We start from the raw sequence: 17,411 nt of genomic DNA, 5'->3' as shown, positions 1-17,411 counted from the left end.
GATGATGAGAGCCCACTGGTGTGAGCATCTCGAAAAAGCATCGAAGTATACCACGGTAGGGTACGATTTCAACGACCGCAGGCTGATGCTGCGGGTGCAGACGTGGCTGTGCCCCGAGTGCGGGGTGCACGGCGCCCACAGCGAGATAATCGAGACATCGTCCGGCGGCCGCGACGCGGCCGAAAGCGAGTAACCGGCAAGTTTTTCGCTTCACCAGCACCGGCTGGTGATGCTTTTTTACCCGCCGGTCGCATTATCAGTCAATCTTAGGAGGAGATGCCATGCCCAGCGCCGATTTCTTTTTGCGCCGCGTCCATTCCCTGACCGGGATCGTCCCGATCGGCTTTTTCATGCTCGAGCATATGTTTTCCATCTCCCAGGCTATCGTCGGCCCGGCGGCGTTCGACCGCACAGTGTCCTTCCTGCAGAGCCTCCCGTTCGTTGTCCCGCTGGAAATCGGCTTTATCGCCGTGCCGCTCGCGTTTCACGCCTTCTACGGCCTGTATGTCGCATACCTCGCAAAAAATAACCAGCTTTCCTACCGTTATTTCCGCAACTGGATGTTTTACCTGCAGCGGGCGACGGCGGTGATCACACTGGCCTTCCTGGTGTGGCACGTGTGGGTGCTGCGTATCGGCAAGGCTCTTTACGGCACCGAGATCACTTTTTCGCACATGGCGGGGCTGTTAGGCGATCCACTGGTCTTCGCCCTTTACGCTGTCGGCCTCGCCGCCGGCCTGCTGCACTTCGTCAACGGCCTGTGGACCTTCCTCATTACCTGGGGGATCACCATCGGCCCCCGGTCCCAGACAGCTGCGATGTACGCCTGCAGTTTCGTATTTGTCTTCCTCTACGCCGTCGGCGTGCGCGCCCTGTTCGCTTTCGTAAGTTGAAGGCGCGCGCACTGGAGAGCGGCGAAAGCCAGATAAAATAACAGATAAGGGGGAATAGGGTTGAAGCGCAGCGTCAGCGTTATTGTCGTCGGCGGCGGCCTGGCCGGGTTGATGGCGACGATCAAGATCGTCGAAATGGGCGGAAGGGTAACCCTGTTTTCCCTCGTACCGGTGAAAAGGTCGCATTCCGTCTGCGCGCAGGGAGGAATAAACGGCGCCGTCAACACCAAGGGCGAGGGCGACTCGACCGCCGAGCACTTCGACGATACCATCTTCGGGGGCGATTTCCTCGCCAACCAGCCGCCTGTCAAAGCGATGTGCGAGGCGGCCCCCGATGTCATCTACCTGCTGGACCGCATGGGCGTGCCGTTTAGCCGCACGCCGGAAGGCCTGCTCGATTTCCGCCACTTCGGCGGCTCCAAATACGCCCGCACCGCCTTCGCCGGCGCGACGACCGGCCAGCAGCTCCTTTACGCCCTGGACGAGCAGGTGCGCCGCCACGAAGCTGCCGGCGCGGTCGAAAAACGCGAAGGCTGGGAGTTCCTCGGCCTGGTGAAAGCCGGCGACGGTTGCTGCCGGGGCATCGTCGCCCAAGACACGGCCTCGATGGATATCGAAGGCTTCGCCGCCGACGCGGTAGTCATGTGTACCGGCGGCCTGGGGATGATCTTCGGCAAAAGCACCAATTCGACGATCAACACCGGGGCGGCGGCCGCCACCGCCTTCCGTCAGGGCGCCTGCTACGCCAACGGCGAGTTCGTCCAGATCCACCCCACCGCCATCCCCGCCGACGACAAGCTCCGCCTGATGTCCGAGTCGGCCCGCGGCGAAGGCGGCCGGATATGGACGTACAAAGACGGCAAACCGTGGTACTTTCTCGAAGAGTGGTACCCCGCCTACGGCAACCTCGTGCCGCGGGATATCGCCACCCGGGCGATTTTCAAAGTCTGCAACGAGATGAAGCTGGGCGTCAACGGCGAAAATGCCGTCTATCTCGACGTATCCCATATCGACCGGCGGGAACTGGACCGCAAGCTGGGCGGCATCCTCGAAATCTACGAAAAATTCGTCGGCGAAGACCCCCGCAAAGTGCCGATGCGTATTTTCCCGGCCGTGCATTACACGATGGGCGGCCTGTGGGTGGACTACGGCCAGATGACCAACATTACCGGCCTGTTCGCCGCCGGCGAGTGCGAGTACCAGTACCACGGCGCCAACCGCCTGGGCGCCAACTCGCTCATCTCGGCCATCTACGGCGGGATGGTTGCCGGCCCCAGCGCCGTTCGCTATGCGCAGGGGCGCATAATGCCGCCGCTCGACCCCGGCGCACTGGACTTGGCCCGCAGGCAGGCCGAAAGCGACTACCGCGTCCTGGCGAGCATGGACGGACCGGAGAATCCGTTCGCCCTTCACCAGGAGATGGGGGAGTGGATGACCGGCAACGTCACCATCATCCGTTACAACGACCGGCTGCGGGCTACCGACGATAAGCTGCAGGAATTGGCGGCCCGCTGGCGGCGCATCGGCCTCGGCGACAGCAGCCCGCGGTCCAACCAAAGCCTGCTCTTTACCCGCCAGCTCAGGGGCATGATCGACCTGGCGAGGGTCATAACGCTGGGGGCGCTGGCGCGCGACGAAAGCCGCGGCGCACACTTCAAGCCGGACTTCCCCGACCGGGACGACGCCAACTGGCTCAAAACCACCAAGGCTGAATACAACCCTGACGGCCCGCGGCTCACTTACGAAGGCGTGGATGTTTCCCACATCAAACCGCGGCCGCGGCGCTACGATATCGACAAGGGAGGCGAGCGGCAATGAAAACTATCCACCTCATCGTCAAGCGCCAGGACTCGCCGGCGGAACCGTCCTACCACGAGGAGTTCCATGTTCCCTACCGCCCGAACATGAACGTCATCTCCGCCCTCATGGACATCCAGCGCAAGCCCGTGACCAAAGACGGACGCAGAACGCAGCCGGTCGTGTGGGAATGCAACTGCCTCGAAGAAGTGTGCGGCGCCTGCACGATGCTGATCAACGGCAAACCTCGCCAAGCCTGTTCGGCCCTCATCGACCAGCTCGCCCAGCCGATCCGTCTGGCGCCGTTGACCAAGTTTCCGGTAGTGAGGGACCTGATGGTCGACCGCAAGGTGATGTTCGCCGCCCTGAAAAAGGTGCGGGCCTGGGTTGAGATTGACGGTACCTACAACCTCGGCCCAGGGCCCCGTATCGCCCCCAAGGTCCAGGAGGAAGCCTATCCCCTGTCCCGCTGCATGACCTGCGGCTGCTGCTTCGAAGCGTGCCCCAACGCCGGCGGCAAGTCCGCCTTCATCGGCCCGGCAGCCGTCTCCCAGGTGCAGCTCTTTAACTCCCACCCCAGCGGGGCGCTGCAGAAAGAGGAGCGCCTGGCCGCCCTCATAGCGCCCGGCGGCATAGCGGGCTGCGGCAACAGCCAGAACTGCGTCCGCGCCTGTCCCAAGCAGATACCGCTGACAACCTCGCTGGCCAAGCTCAACCGCGAAGTCAACCGTTTCGCCCTCAGCCGCCTCCTCGGCGGTTAGGGATACGTTCCAAACTGAACTTTGTTGTCAGCGGCCGGAAGGTAAAATATAATGATTTATAATAATTAGAATGCGGGAGCCTAAACGTGTACAAAGTTGCGATTATCGGCCTTGGCAAGGGCGGCACGGTCGTGTACCAGACTCTGAAAACAACGAAAAACGTCATCATCCTCGGTGCCGCCGATATCGACCCCGAAGCGCCCGGCGCGCTGCTGGCCCGCAAGGACGGAGTTTTCGTCACCACCGACTTCACCGCGCTCCTCGCTATTTCTGACGTGAACATCTACATCGAGGCCACAGGCCGCGCGGAGGTGCGCGAAAAGCTGCTGGCCGGCAAGCCGTCCGGCGCGACCGTCATGGACGGCAAAGCGGCGGAACTGATGCTCACCATCCTTGACGAGACACAGCGGCTGATCGAAATCAAGAACATCAAAGGCGAACTCGACGCCATCCTCAATTCGGTCCAGGAAGGCATCGAAGTCGCCGATACCGACGGCACGGTAAAATACGTCAACCCTTCATTCACGAAGATTTCCGGCATCAGCGCCGACGGTCGCATCGGCAAAAATATCTTCCGGGCCTCGCCGAACGGGGCGTTGGCCCGCTGCCTCCGCACCCGGCAGCCGGTATTCGGGCATCGCAGCGTCGTCGGCGGCACCGAAATCGAAGTCGTGTCGAACGCCGCCCCTATCTACGCCGACGCCAACGGCGAGATGGTTGGCGCCGTGGTCGTCTTCCAGCCTCTCACCGACGTCATGCGTCTCATGGAACAGCTTCAGCGCCAGTCGCGCCTTCTCGAGCGCCTGTCGGTCAAATTCGGCGAAGTGACCAGCGCAAAATACTCCTTCGACGACGTGCTCGGCACCAACTCTGCCCTGAGGCAGATTGTCGAGGTGGCCCGCAAAATCGCCGACACCAATTCGACGGTGCTCATCATGGGCGAGAGCGGCACCGGCAAAGAACTCTTCGCGCACGCCATCCACAACACCAGCAGCCGGCGAAACTTCCCCTTCATCCGCGTCAACTGCGCCGCCATCCCGGAAACGCTCCTGGAGAGCGAATTTTTCGGCTACGAAAAGGGAGCCTTCACCGGCGCCACCGAAAGCAAAATGGGCAAATTCGAGCTGGCCAACCGCGGGACGATCTTCCTCGACGAAATCGGCGACATGCCGCACCAACTCCAGGGCAAGCTGCTCCGCGTGCTGCAGGAGCGGGAGATCGAAAGGGTCGGGGGCACGCAGCCCAAGCCCGTCGACGTCCGGGTCATCGCCGCTACAAACCGCGACCTGGCCAAGCTGATCGCCGTCGGCACTTTCCGCGAGGACCTTTACTACCGGCTCAAGGTCATCGAGCTGACCATGCCGCCTCTCAGGGCCCGCAAGGAAGACATTCCCCTGCTCGTAGAGAGCGCTCTCGCCAGATTCAACCGTCTCCTCGGCAAACGCATCCGCGGCTTTTCCACCGAGGCCCTGGCCGAGATGAAACGCTACGACTGGCCCGGCAACCTGCGCGAGCTGGAAAACGTCGTCGAGCGGGCGGTGGTAACCGCCGACGGGGAAACGATCACCGCCGCGAAACTGGGGCCGCTGGCCGATTTCCCCAAACGCGACCTCAGTCTGCGCGACACCGACGTCATGACCTTCGAGGAAATGGAGCGGCGACTGATCGGCCTGGCGATCGCCAAGTACGGCCACAACCTCGACGGCAAGAAACAGGCGGCCGGGGCGCTCGGCATTTCTCTGGCAACCCTGTACAACAAACTGCGCAAATACGACCTGGGGGAGGCGAAATAGCGGCCATAATAGTAATACATAGGGCAGAAATCGGACAGAGCCGTGCGCGGCGCGGCAATACGTCAAAGAAAAGGAGGCCATTCATGCGTACTGTGGAAGCCGGCCAGATAACGGCGGCGGTGGCGAAGCTCGCCGTCGACGCCAACTACTACCTGGCCGAGGATATTTTCAGCGCCCTCGAAAATGGGCAAAAGACGGAGGAATCGCCGCTCGGCCGGGAAATTTTCGGCCAACTGGTGACAAACGCCTGCATCGCCCGCGACCAGGCAATGCCCATCTGCCAGGACACCGGCATGGCGGTCGTGTTCATGGAGCTCGGTCAGAACGTCCGCATCGTCGGCGGCGACCTCGAAGCGGCCGTCAACGCCGGCGTCGCCAAAGGCTATACCGAAGGATATCTGCGCAAATCGGTTGTCGACGACCCGGTTTTCGTCCGCAAGAATACCGGCGACAACACGCCGGCCATCCTTCATATCGCCATCGTTCCCGGCGATAAGGTGAAAATCACCCTCGCTCCCAAAGGCTTCGGCAGCGAGAACATGAGCGCCCTGAAAATGTTCCCGCCCTCAGCCGGGGTTGCCGGCATTAAGAAATTCGCCGTCGACACGGTAAGCGCCGCAGGCTCGAACCCTTGCCCGCCGATCGTTATCGGCATGGGCATCGGCGGCACGATGGAGAAGGCGGCCTTGCTGGCCAAAAAAGCTTTGATAAGGCCGATAAGCCAGCGCAGCGCCAACCCGGAATACGCCAAACTCGAGGCGGAAATTCTCGAACTCGTTAACAAAACGGGTGTTGGCCCGCAGGGCTTGGGCGGCACTGTCACCGCCCTGGCGGTCAACATCGAGTATTTCCCCACCCACATCGCCGGCATGCCGGTCGCGATCAACATCAACTGCCATGCCACAAGGCATGCGGAAATCGAAATATAGGGGGAATGAGAGCATGGCCGAATCCATCCGCATCACAACCCCGCTCAGCGCGGATGTTGCCCGGAAACTGCGGGCCGGCGACAGCGTCCTCATCACCGGCGCCATCTACACCGCCCGCGACGCCGCCCACAAGCGCATGATCGAGGCCCTCGACCGGGGGGAAGGGCTCCCCGTCGATATCCACGACCAAGTCATCTACTATGTCGGCCCGAGCCCGGCGAAGCCCGGGCAGCCTATCGGCTCGGCCGGGCCGACGACGAGCGGCCGTATGGATGCCTATACTCCACGGATGCTGGCCGAGGGGCTGAGAGGTATGATCGGCAAAGGTTACCGCAGCGCCGAAGTTGTCGAAGCCATGAAAAAGCACGGCGCAGTCTACTTCGCAGCCACCGGCGGGGCCGCGGCCCTCATCGCCCGGACGGTCAAGGGTTATGAAGTCGTGGCCTACCCCGATCTGGGCGCCGAGGCGTTCGCCAAGATGATGGTCGAGGACTTCCCGGCCATCGTCGTCATCGACAGTGAGGGGCGCAACTATTACGAGGAAGGGCAGAAGCAATACCGGCGGCTGTAAAGAAAGGCTGGCTGGCGGCTGAAATCTGCTGGCCAGCCTTCGGTAATTCAAGATGCGATCTTTCAACATTATGTCTACTTAACGCTTGACACTCCGCAGACCGTATAGTATAATACTCCTTGCGGTTCACGGGGCGTGGCTCAGCTTGGTAGAGCACCTGGCTTGGGACCAGGGGGTCGCAGGTTCAAATCCTGCCGCTCCGACCACGTTTTATTAAACTGCGGGTGTAGCTCAATGGTAGAGCCCCAGCCTTCCAAGCTGGTTGTGTGGGTTCGATTCCCATCACCCGCTCCAGTATTTCGACAAGCCGCCCGGCGATAATCCGGGCGGTTTTAGTATTGCTGGCGGTCTTTAGCGTGCGAATGGGAAGCGACTTGGTGCGTTTGCGGCCGCCGGAAGAGGGTTTTGAGCGTTCGGGGCGAATTAACAATAATAGACACGGATGCGCGGAGGTGGATTCGTTGGCGGCTGTAGCGGCGCAAAAGCTCATGATCCAGTTTGTCTGCCCTAAATGCGGTCGCGACCTCGCCTGGGCGTACGAAAATGCCAGCGTCTACTGCCGCGCCTGCGACCGATGGATATTCGCGCGGGAGATGAAGTATATCAACCCGGCCAAGATAGACCCGGAGCAGGACCAGTTGCAGCTCTTCTGACAATATCTCGGGGAATCGGCTTCCGGAAACACAAAAAGCGGCCCGCTGCAGGGGCCGCTTTAGCTTGGCCTAGTGGTCGGGCCAAAAAATGACGATGCGCAACTAATTTCCGTCGATACTGGTGGTTTTCTCGGCAACCGCTATCAGATCCTGGCCGACATTGCGCAAGCCTTCGATCATGCGGGCGATTTCCTGCGTGGATTTGGCCTGCTCCTGGGTAATGGTGCTGTTTTGCTCGACATTCTTCAGAACTTGTTCCACCGATACCCGGAACTGGTTGAGCATCGCGTTGATTTCCCCCACTGACCGGCTGCTCTCGTCAGCCAATTTGCGCACCTCGTCGGCGACGACCGCGAACCCGCGGCCTAGTTCCCCGGCCCTGGCGGCTTCAATGGCGGCATTCAGACCAAGCAGGTTGGTCTGTTGGGCGACCCGCTTTATAAGTTCGAGGATTTCCGTGGTATTATTGACTTTCTCTGCGGCCTCTCGGGACAGTGACGCCGCCTCCTGGCTCGTGGAAGCCAGTTCCTGCGACGAAGCGGATAACTCTTCGATGGCTGCGGCCGCCTGCTCCAGCGAAGAATAAAGGTCGTTAACCAACTTGCTGATCCTTGCTGTAGTCTCTTTATCCTGCAAGCGAGAGAGGACGATGCCGGCGGCAATCTTCACAATGGGCTCGACGACCTGGGGATTGCCGGCGATGCCGAAAGAGCCGATTTTCTCCCCGCCGTCCTTGATAGCCATGTTGGCACCCGGCTTCATTTTGCCATCGGAAGCGGCGGCGTCTTCTTCGGTGACGATAATTGCATCGATATTGGTTGTCAAGATTTTCTTGGCGCCGCCGTGCACGGTCCCGATGCGGGTTTTGGCCGAATCGGCGATTATCGTGCCGGTTGCGTCGCAGACAATAGTGTGATACCCCGTACTGCCGTAAATAAAATCGGTCAGTTCGCTGGCGACAGTTTGATCCATTTTTAACAAAACTCCACCCCCTCCTCGAAATGGACATTATTTATAAAGTGATAGTATTTTTCGACACAAATCCGGGAAAACCTTTCATAAATTCGCTATGTAGCCTGCCTCTGCGGAAGAATTTGATAACGCCGGTATCGTCTCATGTTGATTGCGCCGGCGGGGGAGCCGATGGGCGATAATGGCAGCAAGCCTTTATTGACACGGGTCCGGCAAAAATGCTATAATCTTTCGGTGAGTAACGGGTACCACGACAGGAATAATTATATAATGCGCCTGTAGCTCAGGGGATAGAGCAACGGACTTCTAATCCGTTGGTCGCACGTTCGAATCGTGCCAGGCGCGCCACTCTGACCAAGCCTCCGCGGAAATGTGGAGGCTTGGTTTTTTTGCATTAGGTGCTATCGTTGTATGACGCTGTCAGACGGGCGTATCTCAAAATAATAATAATTATTATTAAAAAAGAATAAATCTTATTGCATAATAGCGAAGCGTTATGCTAAAATTATCCTTGAAAACACACAAGGAGGTAGATACATATGCTTTCAAAAAAAGTACAAGATGCCTTCAACGACCAGATTCAGGCCGAGATGGCCTCCGCGTACCTCTACCTGTCGATGGCGGCTTACTGTGAAGGGAGCAACCTCAAGGGTTTTGGCCACTGGCTTCGCGCCCAGTACAACGAAGAAGTCAGCCATGCCATGAAGATGTTCGATTTTGTACTCGAACGCGGCGGGCAGGTTGCACTTAAAGCGATCGAAGCGCCCCCCGGCGATTTTGGGTCGCCGTTGGCCGTTTTTGAAAAGGTTCTGGCCCATGAACAGCACGTGACTGATCGTATAAACAGTCTCTACGAGCTGGCGCTGGCGGAGAAGGACTACCCCAGCCAGATTTTCCTGCAGTGGTTCATCACCGAACAAGTCGAAGAAGAAGCGTCTGCTTCGGAAATCATCGAGAGAATGAAAGTAGCCGGCGACAAAGGTAGCGCCCTGATCTGGATGGACAAGGAGCTCGGCAAGCGCTAAAATCGATACTCGTCACGAAAAGCCGGGGTGTTGCGGCCAAGGTCGATCAGGCCGTGGGAAAGCCCCGGCTTTTCCTTTTCAGGCAAATAAAAGGAAAAAAGAAGGACTCGTGGAAAATAATAATCGTTAGATTGAAGGGAAAAGCGGCGGAGGGCCGCGCGAGGAGATGGTCGCAATGTATAACGTCGGTATTTTCCTGTTTAATGATGTAGAATTGCTCGATTACGCCGGTCCCTACGAAGTTTTCTCCGTTACGGCCCAACTTAACGACCAAAAGTTGTTTAAAGTCTTCACGTTATCGGAAGACGGGGCGGCGGTAAGATCGGTCAACGGCCTCACAGCACTGTCCGATTTCGGGTTCGACAACCATCCGCCGATTGATATCCTGGTAGTTCCCGGCGGCATAGGAACCAGGGTCGCGTACAAAAACGACGCGGTCCTGGATTGGCTTAAAAGCGTTGCCGCCGGCGCCCAGATAGTCATGTCCGTCTGCTCGGGGGCGAGAATCCTCGGCGCTGTAGGCCTGTTAGACGGGCAGGAAGCCGTTACTCACCACAGTGTGGCCGACCACCTGCGGGAGACGGCGCCCGGCGCTATCGTCGTCGATGAGAAACGCTACACCGATAACGGCAAGGTGATGACTTCCGGGGGGATCTCGGCCGGTATCGACCTGTCTCTCCATATTGTGACGAAGCTATATGGCCAAGAAATCGCCAACAAAACGGTCAAATACATGGAGTACGGCGACTGGCGGTCGCTGTAACCCCCGCACCCTTGCGCATACCATGAGCAGAAACCCGGAAGTCCTCTTAGGCTTCCGGGTTCCCATTTTCGATGGCACTGGACTCATCTTTTTTGGCTTAATCTGACCCGCCGTCAGACCCATTCAATATCCGTGTCGGTCAGGTCGCCGCCGGCATTACCGGTATTGAGCGTGCCGGCGGGCTCGATCAACAGAATCTTGCACTCCTCCCGGCAGGAAGGCTTATGCTCGACCCCCTTGGGAATCACCACCATTTCCCCCTTGGTCAAAGAGATCGCCTCATCCCGCAGATCGATCCGCAAGTGGCCGTCAATCACCATAAAAACCTCGTCGGTCTCCGGGTGGCTGTGCCAGATAAACTCCCGTTTCATCCTCACCAGTTTGAAGTGATAATCGTTCATCTGCGCCACCAGCTTGTAAGCGTGAAGCTCGCCTATCCCGGCGAATTTATCGGCGAAATTAACCACACGAACCTTCATTTCACCTTGTCCCCGTCACGTGCAAACCTTGATAATGCGGGCAGCTTCTGCGGCACAGATTACACGCATAGACGAACCCTCCGCCGTCGGTATGCTTCCCGCATAAGCTGCGGCATTTGCGTTGCTCGATAGTGCTGCCGTCCAGCGCCTTGGCCGGACAGGCGTCCAGGCATATCCGGCAATCAGGCTCGCACGTCCGGTAAGCGGCCACCGGATCGGCCGCTAGCTCCCTATCGACAAGTACGGCGCCCAGGCAGAGCATATTGCCCAGTTTGTCGTTGACAAGCAACGTGTTTTTGCCCATCCGGCCCAGGCCGGCCCTTACGGCCGCATGTTTCAGCGACAAAATCCCCTGGCCGTGCCGTTTATCCTCGTCCCAGTAATCGTAAGGGTCACGGGACGGAACGGCCAGGGCGCAGCTTCCCAGCCTGTCGAGCTCCGACGCGATTCGGTAAGTAATGGCATCCATCTGATCGGCTGCCTTAAGTATGGCAAAAGTGTATGCCGCCGCCGACGGCGATGCGATAACACTGCAAGGAAACCGCTCCGCGATCACGATTACGCTTTTACAGCCTCCTAGGACATCGGCGGGGTGGAACCCGGCCGGCGCATCCGCGAACCGTTCCACCGGGGCTATCCCGCACAGGTCCGACCCCAGCTCGGCCGCTCGCCGCTTTACCTCAGCGGCGCTGATATTTTGAAGCATCTTTCTCCTCCCGTCAAGGCCAAAATTTCCCTGGACCTCTTTTTGAAACCATACTATCATAGAAGTATCAATAGGTAAAATTGATAATATCGATAAAGTTATTCAAAATAAGCGATGGATGTGTAAGCCGTGGAAATCCGTCAACTCAAAACCTTCATTGCCACAGCCAGGCTGCTGAGTTTCACCAAAGCCGCCGAAGAGCTGGGCTATGCTCAGTCTACCGTCACCAGCCAGATCCAGTTGTTGGAAGAAGAACTGGGCGTCCTGGTGTACGAGCGTTTTGGCAAACAGATAAAGCTGACCAAGGCAGGCGAGCGCCTCTACACTTACGCCACACAGATCGTAGAATTGTCCGGCGAAGCCAGGGACTATGCGGCGAGTTCACTCGCTCCCCAGGGGACGGTGACTATTGGCACGGCGGAATCCCTCTGCATCCATAGGTTGCCGGAGGTTTTCAATCTCTTTCGTTCACGCTACCCGCGGGTGGAAATCAACATCCGTTTCGACGTCGTCCACGATTATCGCACTCTCCTCCGCAAGAACGCGATCGACATTGCCCTCCTCCTCGACGTGCCGTGCCGGGAAACCGACCTCGTCACTCACGTGCTGTTCGCGGAACCCATGGCCGTAATAGCCGCGCCGCCCCATCCCCTGGCCCGGAAACGGCGGGTTTTGCCTGGAGACTTAAACGGCGAAGCGCTCGTTCTTACCGCCGAAGGCTGCACCTACCGACGGATATTCGAAAGCATCCTGGCGCAGGCGGGGTCCAAACCGTCCTCCGCGATGGGCATCAGCAGCAACGAGGTAATAAAAAGATTCGTCTGTGACGGCTGGGGGATAGGCTTCCTGCCGCGCGTCGTAGTCGACCACGATCTTGCGGCCGGCCATCTTGCGAACCTAAAATGGGCGGGCCCCGCCTTTAATATCAGCGCCCAACTCATCTACCACAAGAACAAATGGCTGTCGCCGGCCCTGAAGGCGTTCATTGACGTAACCCTGGAACATATCGCCGACAGTAAAAAAGCGAAGAACCCGGAAGTCTTGCGTTAGGACTTCCGGGTCCTTGATCTAGTTCCGCGTTTTTATGCGTCATTCCGTTTTTTCTAGTCAGCGTCGGGAATGTTAACTCAGGCCGACATACACTCTGACATCGATTTCATCGGCCAGCAAATCCACCACCAGCGTTTTGGGAACGGCAGCCTGACCCGCCCATCCTTGCCGATTAGCAGGAGAGGCGGCGAAATATCGAGGCCGCTGATGCCCGCCATGCTATACTGCGTGCAAGCGTTGGCGCAAACCATGTTGCCCATCTCGCTTAAGGCGCTTTGCGCCAGATCGTCCAGCTCCGGCACCGCCATCCCCATCATCATCTTCGAGGCAAAAAGCTTTGCCGAATCAGAAGCCATATCGATCATAATTACACCATTCAAGGGACCGGTTACGCCGATATTGATAATAACCCCACCGTTGTTCACAACCGAGTCAGCCAAATAGTCTAAAATCCCCTTATTGGATACATAGAACCGATAGATGTTATTGGAATTTGCCGACCGACAAGAAAGATCCCGAAAATCTCTGTACGAAAATTTCGGGGTCTTCACTTATTTCGCATGTTGATGCGTCTCTCCATTCATTCTGGCCTCTTTCGCCATTGTCCACTCGTCGCTCCAATGAGATGTTTGTAAATAACTTTTATATGTGATATATATTTTTTATGGAGAACGTCTGAGACTGCGATAGAAAAGAACCGGACGAAGGAATAATTATGCGGGGAGAAGCTCATGGAGAGAAATTTATCGACGGCAATAAAAATAGTCTTTTGCGGCGGACTGGCATTTTTCTGCTCATTCATCGATCGGCTTTCCTGGCCGCCGGTCATCCCCATGGCGTCGAGGGAATTGGGCCTCACGGCGGCGCAGGCCGGCGGGTTCATGAGCGCCTTTTTTCTTGGTTACTTATTGACCCAGTTGCCGGGAGGAATGTTGGCCGACCGGCTTGGAACAAGAAAGGTGCTGTTGGGCTCTCTTTTTTTAATGGGGATCTTCACGATTGGAATGGCCTGGATTCCGGGCTACTGGACAGGAACAGTTCTGCGTTTCTTTGCCGGCATCGGGTCAGGGGCGGTACTCGCAGCATCGGTAAAAGGAGTATATGATCACTTCGGCCCGACCCGGCGGGCAACAGCGATGGGATTCTTCATGGCCTCGTCTCCTCTCGGTCTACTTATGGCAAATCTTTTGTCGCCGATGATTGCAGCCAGCTATGGCTGGCGGTCGTCCTTCTTGGCTGCCGGCAGCTTTACCTTGCTGGTGCTGGCTATATCCTGGCTGGTTATTCCCCGGCCGGCGAAAGCGCGCCATCAGGCCGTGAACACTGCCACTGACGGCAGGAGTACCTTAAGGGCGCTTGTTGGCAACCGCGACCTGATGCTGACAGCTGCTGCGGGCTTTTTCGCAATGTGGGGCACCTGGGGAACTTTAACCTGGGCAAATACATACATGAACCAATGTTTAGGACTCTCTTTGCAGCAGTCCGGCCAAATTATGGCCTTGTTCGGCCTGGGGGCTTTGATCGGCCAACCCTTGGCCGGCTGGCTGGCCGACTTGCTTCCAAGATTCCGACGGCAAGTCGGCATGACCATTCTGGCCTTGTTCTCGTTTCTTTTATGGTTCTTCGGCAACAACCAGGACGCGGGACAATTGGTTATCTTAGCACCGTTACTGGGCGCAGGCGCATTTGTTTTCGGACCTGTTTTAAACACATTCATAAGTGAACTGGTTTCACCGCTCCAGGTCGGTACCGCCATAGGCTTATGTAACGGTGTTTGGCAACTTGGATCGGTTATTTCACCGCTAACGGCAGGCTTCTTCCTTGATCTAACAGGTAACTATACCTGGACCTTTGCGGTACTGGCAGCCGGTCCGCTCTTAGCAGTCCTGTTGTTTGCCTTGGTGCGGTCCGGCGGAGTTCACGAAAGCTGCTAAGCGGTTCCTGCTCAAACAATCACAAACTGGAGACGTGCTGCCAAACAGCGCATTTTACCAACTGACCGATGGCCGTCCTGTCTTTATTTCCTTCACGATATCCCAGGCAGCTTCGATAAAGTTGTTGAAGAGATAACTTATCGAATTCGATTAGAAGTTCTCGACGGTATTTAACGAGCATCCGTTCACAGAAGAATGCCCGGAACAATCCAGTTCCGGGCATTTAACTTACTCCGCGTGTTGATGCGCTTCCCGTTTTATTCAGTTCGTCGGCCATCGCCTGTTCGCCCCGTTTTATCGCTTCCCGCACCATTGAGCCAACTTTCCCCGTGGTTACTTCTCACCAATGAGATGTAGGTGTATAACCTTTTCTTCCCCTGAAAATATCGTTGCAAAATGTTGACCACAAACTGGGCCATCCCCATTGCAGTAAGAAAAGGCATACCTTTGTCGGCCGCGCCTAGTATTCATCGATATTCTTTTTCATAGCTCCGTGAGTGGAGATGGGTCATCGTTGGGACAAGGCTGCCTCATTATAGGCGTTGACCAGGCCGCTTCATTTGCTGACGCTGGCGCCAATATCGATAACAGAGCCGTCCTCCGTAAACTTGTAGAGCGCAGCCGTATCCTTATTGCCGGTGGTGATGACCGCAAAGGTTCTGGTGGCATCCGGATGGTCGGTGTTATGGTCGATCCAGGTTCCGTCGTTCAGGTAATATTTCCCGTTGCCCAGGTCCCGATACGCCGGCACATGGGTATGACCAAACACGACCACGTCCACGTTTTCGTTCGGGTTTTCAAGGTACTGTGCCTTTGCTTGCCTGAAATAGTATGCCCAGTCCGTGGCGCCGGATACCGCCTCGATAAAGCTGTTCGGAACCTTGACGTTATTGACTTTTTGGCGCTCGCCCCATGTGCGCTGGACATTTTTGAACAGCACCGGCGCGGAAATAGTTCCGTCCTTCTGCTGAGCCGGGTAGAAATCAAGATAAGTATACGCATTGTCAAATCCGGCGATGCGCATATCGAATATCTTCTCGTCAAGGCCCTCGTTGGGCGTCATCCGCGCGGTGATGCTTTTGAGAAGCGAGTAATAAAGATAAGCGCCATACTGATCCGTATCGGTCTTATCCGGCACGTCAGTTACCACCGGCAGTTTCTTCTCTACCTTCGGACGACCCTCCAGCACCCAGGTTGCGGCATAGCGGGCGTAAAAATACCCTGCGGGCAAAATGGTATTGTCATTACCACACAGCTCCGCGTTGGTGACCGTGTCAGGCGCGGAAAACACATCGTAACGGTGACCGTGCTCGATTGCAATCTCGTTTCGGTCGCCGGTGTAATAAGCGCCGATCCCTTCGGCATCCCTGGCCTGAACGATATTAGGGATCGCTTCCTGCAAAATGCTGGCCTTCAGCAGCATGTCGTGGTTCCCAGGCACGTAAACCAGCTTTATTCCTTTCTTGGTCACGTTGTTCAACTCGTCGATCACGGCCCGATTGGTGGCAATCACATTCTTATAAAATTGCCGTTCATCCGTGTAGCTGGGATAATAGACCGGCAGAAACCACTCGTCCAGAAAATCACCGGCGATCACCAGCTCGCGCACATCCTTGGTGTTTTGCAGGCGCTGCAAGAATTCAATAAGCCGCTGACGGTTTTTCAGCATTTCGGTATAGCGGTCATCGATACCGAGATGGATGTCGCTTATAACGACGATCTTGTCTCTTGTGCCGCCAGCCTCCCACAAAGCTGCGGCGCCCTCCGGCGCGGAAGCCCGCGCGCCGGTATTCCACGAAAATCCAGTGGTGAACAGCGCTAAAGCAATAACCATGCTGCACACCAGCAATAAAGAGAGAAATTTTGCTTTCATGTTCATTTCCTCCAATAATACATATATACATGTCGATATTAGTAAATTTAGATGTAAACAAATCTTGTTCCTGCCCTGTTTACAATAATTTTCAAAAATACATTGAGCTGACAAAAAAATAAGCCCCGAAGGGCTATTGATCATTTGCATTTTGATGAGCTAGACCATTCTTTCTCGCTTCTTCGGCCATTGCTTGTTCTCCACGCTTGATAGCTTCTCTAACCATAGACCCGACTTCACCCGTTGTAACGTCCGACCAATCCCCATCAGCAGTTCTATCGCCGAATCCAAGGTCATCCGCCAATTTTTGTTTCGTTTCTTCAGACATAACCTTGTCACCCATATTTCGCACCTCCTTAAAAGTATTATTTCTCCAGCGATTTTTCAGCGGGCGACAAATATAGTATTTCCCGGCTCGCGATTGCTAGTCGAAGATCGATCCAGGACATAATAATCTAATTATGGCACTATCACAATCCCGCGCAGGAAACGGCCCGCCCTCCTGCCGGGCGGCAGGATGAAACGGTACGGGTGGCGAAAGATGGTAAACGAAAGCTATCGCATAAGGAGTGGCGGGATGGACAAATTAGCGTACAGAAAAGGCGTTCTGGCAATTCTGGCCGATCTGACGCAGGCGCCCACCGACGAGCTTGTGGGCGAGCTGCCGGAGACGGTCAAATATCTTCACGAGGCGTTCTCGGCACTCGATTACCCCGTGCCGCTGCTGGCCTACAACGATTGGCCGCGGCTGGCCGGCGACCGCGATTCTCTCGCGCGGGCGTACAATCAGAGTTTTATCTTTCCGCCGGAACGCCGGGTGGTGCCGGTGGAATCGGTATATCGGCAATGGACGGCCGACAGCAGCGCCCAAGTGCCTTTTGCCAAAGAGAAAGGCTATCTGATGAGCGACGCCGCCCTGCACATGAAGGCACTCTACGAAAAATACGGCCTGGAGCTGCCCCCTGATTTCGGCGCCACACCCGACCATCTCGGGCTCGAGCTTGAGTTCGCCGCTTTTTTGCTGGCGAACGAAACGGCCGAGCGTCAGGCGATATTCTGGCGGGAACATCTCGACTGGGTCGACGAGCTTTCCGCAGAGGCGGAAAAGACCGGCATACCCTTGTTCTACCGTCAGGTGCTCAGGGTAATAGCCGTTTTCCTCCGCGCCGACCGGAAAAGCTATGAACAGATTGCTTGATTGGAGGTGAGCCG

At 56.8% G+C, this 17,411-nt stretch carries 19 protein-coding genes and 3 tRNA genes; 16 read left to right on the top strand and 6 right to left on the bottom strand.

The window, feature by feature from the left end; all coding sequences use genetic code 11:
• The first annotated feature begins 1 nt into the window (after position 1).
• From RIN56_12195 to RIN56_12150, 10 genes are all read left to right on the top strand, one after another.
• Positions 2–193: a hypothetical protein gene (locus tag RIN56_12195; protein ID MDR7867571.1), complete on the top strand. Its 192-nt coding sequence runs from the start codon at positions 2–4 to the stop codon at positions 191–193.
• Between the two features lie 88 nt (positions 194–281).
• Positions 282–893: a succinate dehydrogenase cytochrome b558 subunit gene (locus tag RIN56_12190; protein ID MDR7867570.1), complete on the top strand. Its 612-nt coding sequence runs from the start codon at positions 282–284 to the stop codon at positions 891–893.
• A 60-nt stretch (positions 894–953) separates the two neighbouring features.
• The gene (gene sdhA, locus RIN56_12185; protein MDR7867569.1) at positions 954–2,711 is read left to right on the top strand and encodes a succinate dehydrogenase flavoprotein subunit; all 1,758 of its coding nucleotides are present in this window, start codon (positions 954–956) and stop codon (positions 2,709–2,711) included.
• Positions 2,708–3,451, top strand: coding sequence for a succinate dehydrogenase iron-sulfur subunit (gene sdhB / locus RIN56_12180; protein ID MDR7867568.1), 744 nt, complete (start codon positions 2,708–2,710; stop codon positions 3,449–3,451). Before sdhA ends, sdhB begins: the two co-directional genes overlap by 4 nt.
• An 86-nt stretch (positions 3,452–3,537) precedes the next feature.
• Positions 3,538–5,244, top strand: a complete 1,707-nt coding sequence (locus tag RIN56_12175) for a sigma 54-interacting transcriptional regulator (protein MDR7867567.1) — start codon at positions 3,538–3,540, stop codon at positions 5,242–5,244.
• 83 nt (positions 5,245–5,327) lie between these two features.
• The gene (locus RIN56_12170; protein ID MDR7867566.1) at positions 5,328–6,173 is read left to right on the top strand and encodes a fumarate hydratase; all 846 of its coding nucleotides are present in this window, start codon (positions 5,328–5,330) and stop codon (positions 6,171–6,173) included.
• Positions 6,174–6,186: 13 nt separating this feature from the next.
• Entirely contained in the window at positions 6,187–6,744 is a 558-nt protein-coding gene (locus RIN56_12165) for a Fe-S-containing hydro-lyase (GenBank protein MDR7867565.1), read from the top strand.
• A 129-nt stretch (positions 6,745–6,873) separates the two neighbouring features.
• A tRNA-Pro gene (locus RIN56_12160) sits at positions 6,874–6,950 on the top strand.
• Between the two features lie 14 nt (positions 6,951–6,964).
• Positions 6,965–7,038, top strand: a tRNA-Gly gene (locus RIN56_12155).
• 167 nt (positions 7,039–7,205) lie between these two features.
• Entirely contained in the window at positions 7,206–7,397 is a 192-nt protein-coding gene (locus tag RIN56_12150) for a hypothetical protein (protein MDR7867564.1), read from the top strand.
• Between the two features lie 102 nt (positions 7,398–7,499).
• On the opposite strand, the gene RIN56_12145 is transcribed toward RIN56_12150, so the two are convergent.
• Positions 7,500–8,369, bottom strand: coding sequence for a methyl-accepting chemotaxis protein (locus RIN56_12145; GenBank protein ID MDR7867563.1), 870 nt, complete (start codon positions 8,367–8,369; stop codon positions 7,500–7,502).
• A gap of 272 nt (positions 8,370–8,641) precedes the next feature.
• On the opposite strand from RIN56_12145, the gene RIN56_12140 reads away from it, so the two are divergent.
• From RIN56_12140 to RIN56_12130, 3 genes are all read left to right on the top strand, one after another.
• A tRNA-Arg gene (locus tag RIN56_12140) sits at positions 8,642–8,717 on the top strand.
• A 191-nt stretch (positions 8,718–8,908) separates the two neighbouring features.
• Positions 8,909–9,394: a ferritin gene (locus RIN56_12135; protein MDR7867562.1), complete on the top strand. Its 486-nt coding sequence runs from the start codon at positions 8,909–8,911 to the stop codon at positions 9,392–9,394.
• A 175-nt stretch (positions 9,395–9,569) separates the two neighbouring features.
• Complete coding sequence (locus RIN56_12130) at positions 9,570–10,157, top strand: DJ-1/PfpI family protein (protein MDR7867561.1); 588 nt, start codon at positions 9,570–9,572, stop codon at positions 10,155–10,157.
• A gap of 113 nt (positions 10,158–10,270) precedes the next feature.
• Here RIN56_12130 and RIN56_12125 read toward each other — a convergent pair whose 3' ends face one another.
• Together RIN56_12125 and RIN56_12120 are read right to left on the bottom strand one after the other, a co-directional pair.
• A complete protein-coding gene (locus RIN56_12125; protein ID MDR7867560.1) occupies positions 10,271–10,636 on the bottom strand; it encodes a cupin domain-containing protein in 366 nt (121 codons plus the stop codon).
• Position 10,637: 1 nt separating this feature from the next.
• Positions 10,638–11,342, bottom strand: a complete 705-nt coding sequence (locus RIN56_12120; protein ID MDR7867559.1) for a hypothetical protein — start codon at positions 11,340–11,342, stop codon at positions 10,638–10,640.
• Positions 11,343–11,471: 129 nt separating this feature from the next.
• Here RIN56_12120 and RIN56_12115 point away from each other — a divergent pair, with 129 nt between their 5' ends.
• The gene (locus tag RIN56_12115) at positions 11,472–12,392 is read left to right on the top strand and encodes a LysR family transcriptional regulator (GenBank protein MDR7867558.1); all 921 of its coding nucleotides are present in this window, start codon (positions 11,472–11,474) and stop codon (positions 12,390–12,392) included.
• A gap of 77 nt (positions 12,393–12,469) precedes the next feature.
• On the opposite strand, the gene RIN56_12110 is transcribed toward RIN56_12115, so the two are convergent.
• A complete protein-coding gene (locus tag RIN56_12110) occupies positions 12,470–12,943 on the bottom strand; it encodes a chemotaxis protein CheX (protein MDR7867557.1) in 474 nt (157 codons plus the stop codon).
• A 180-nt stretch (positions 12,944–13,123) separates the two neighbouring features.
• Between RIN56_12110 and RIN56_12105 the strand changes: the two genes are divergently transcribed.
• A complete protein-coding gene (locus RIN56_12105; protein MDR7867556.1) occupies positions 13,124–14,326 on the top strand; it encodes an MFS transporter in 1,203 nt (400 codons plus the stop codon).
• A 556-nt stretch (positions 14,327–14,882) separates the two neighbouring features.
• On the opposite strand, the gene RIN56_12100 is transcribed toward RIN56_12105, so the two are convergent.
• Positions 14,883–16,199 carry a metallophosphoesterase gene (locus RIN56_12100; protein MDR7867555.1) on the bottom strand — a complete coding sequence of 439 codons (1,317 nt, stop codon included), beginning with the start codon at positions 16,197–16,199 and terminating at the stop codon, positions 14,883–14,885.
• A gap of 133 nt (positions 16,200–16,332) precedes the next feature.
• Positions 16,333–16,542: a small, acid-soluble spore protein, alpha/beta type gene (locus tag RIN56_12095; GenBank protein MDR7867554.1), complete on the bottom strand. Its 210-nt coding sequence runs from the start codon at positions 16,540–16,542 to the stop codon at positions 16,333–16,335.
• 234 nt (positions 16,543–16,776) lie between these two features.
• Between RIN56_12095 and RIN56_12090 the strand changes: the two genes are divergently transcribed.
• Entirely contained in the window at positions 16,777–17,397 is a 621-nt protein-coding gene (locus RIN56_12090; protein MDR7867553.1) for a molecular chaperone TorD family protein, read from the top strand.
• The last annotated feature ends 14 nt before the right edge of the window (positions 17,398–17,411 follow it).

The sequence above is a fragment of the Sporomusaceae bacterium genome, assembly GCA_031460455.1.
Lineage (GTDB): Bacteria > Bacillota > Negativicutes > Sporomusales > UBA7701 > Anaeroselena.
The sequence above is the reverse complement of the archived record's forward strand: the minus strand, read 5'-3'. Positions and strand labels throughout refer to the sequence as shown.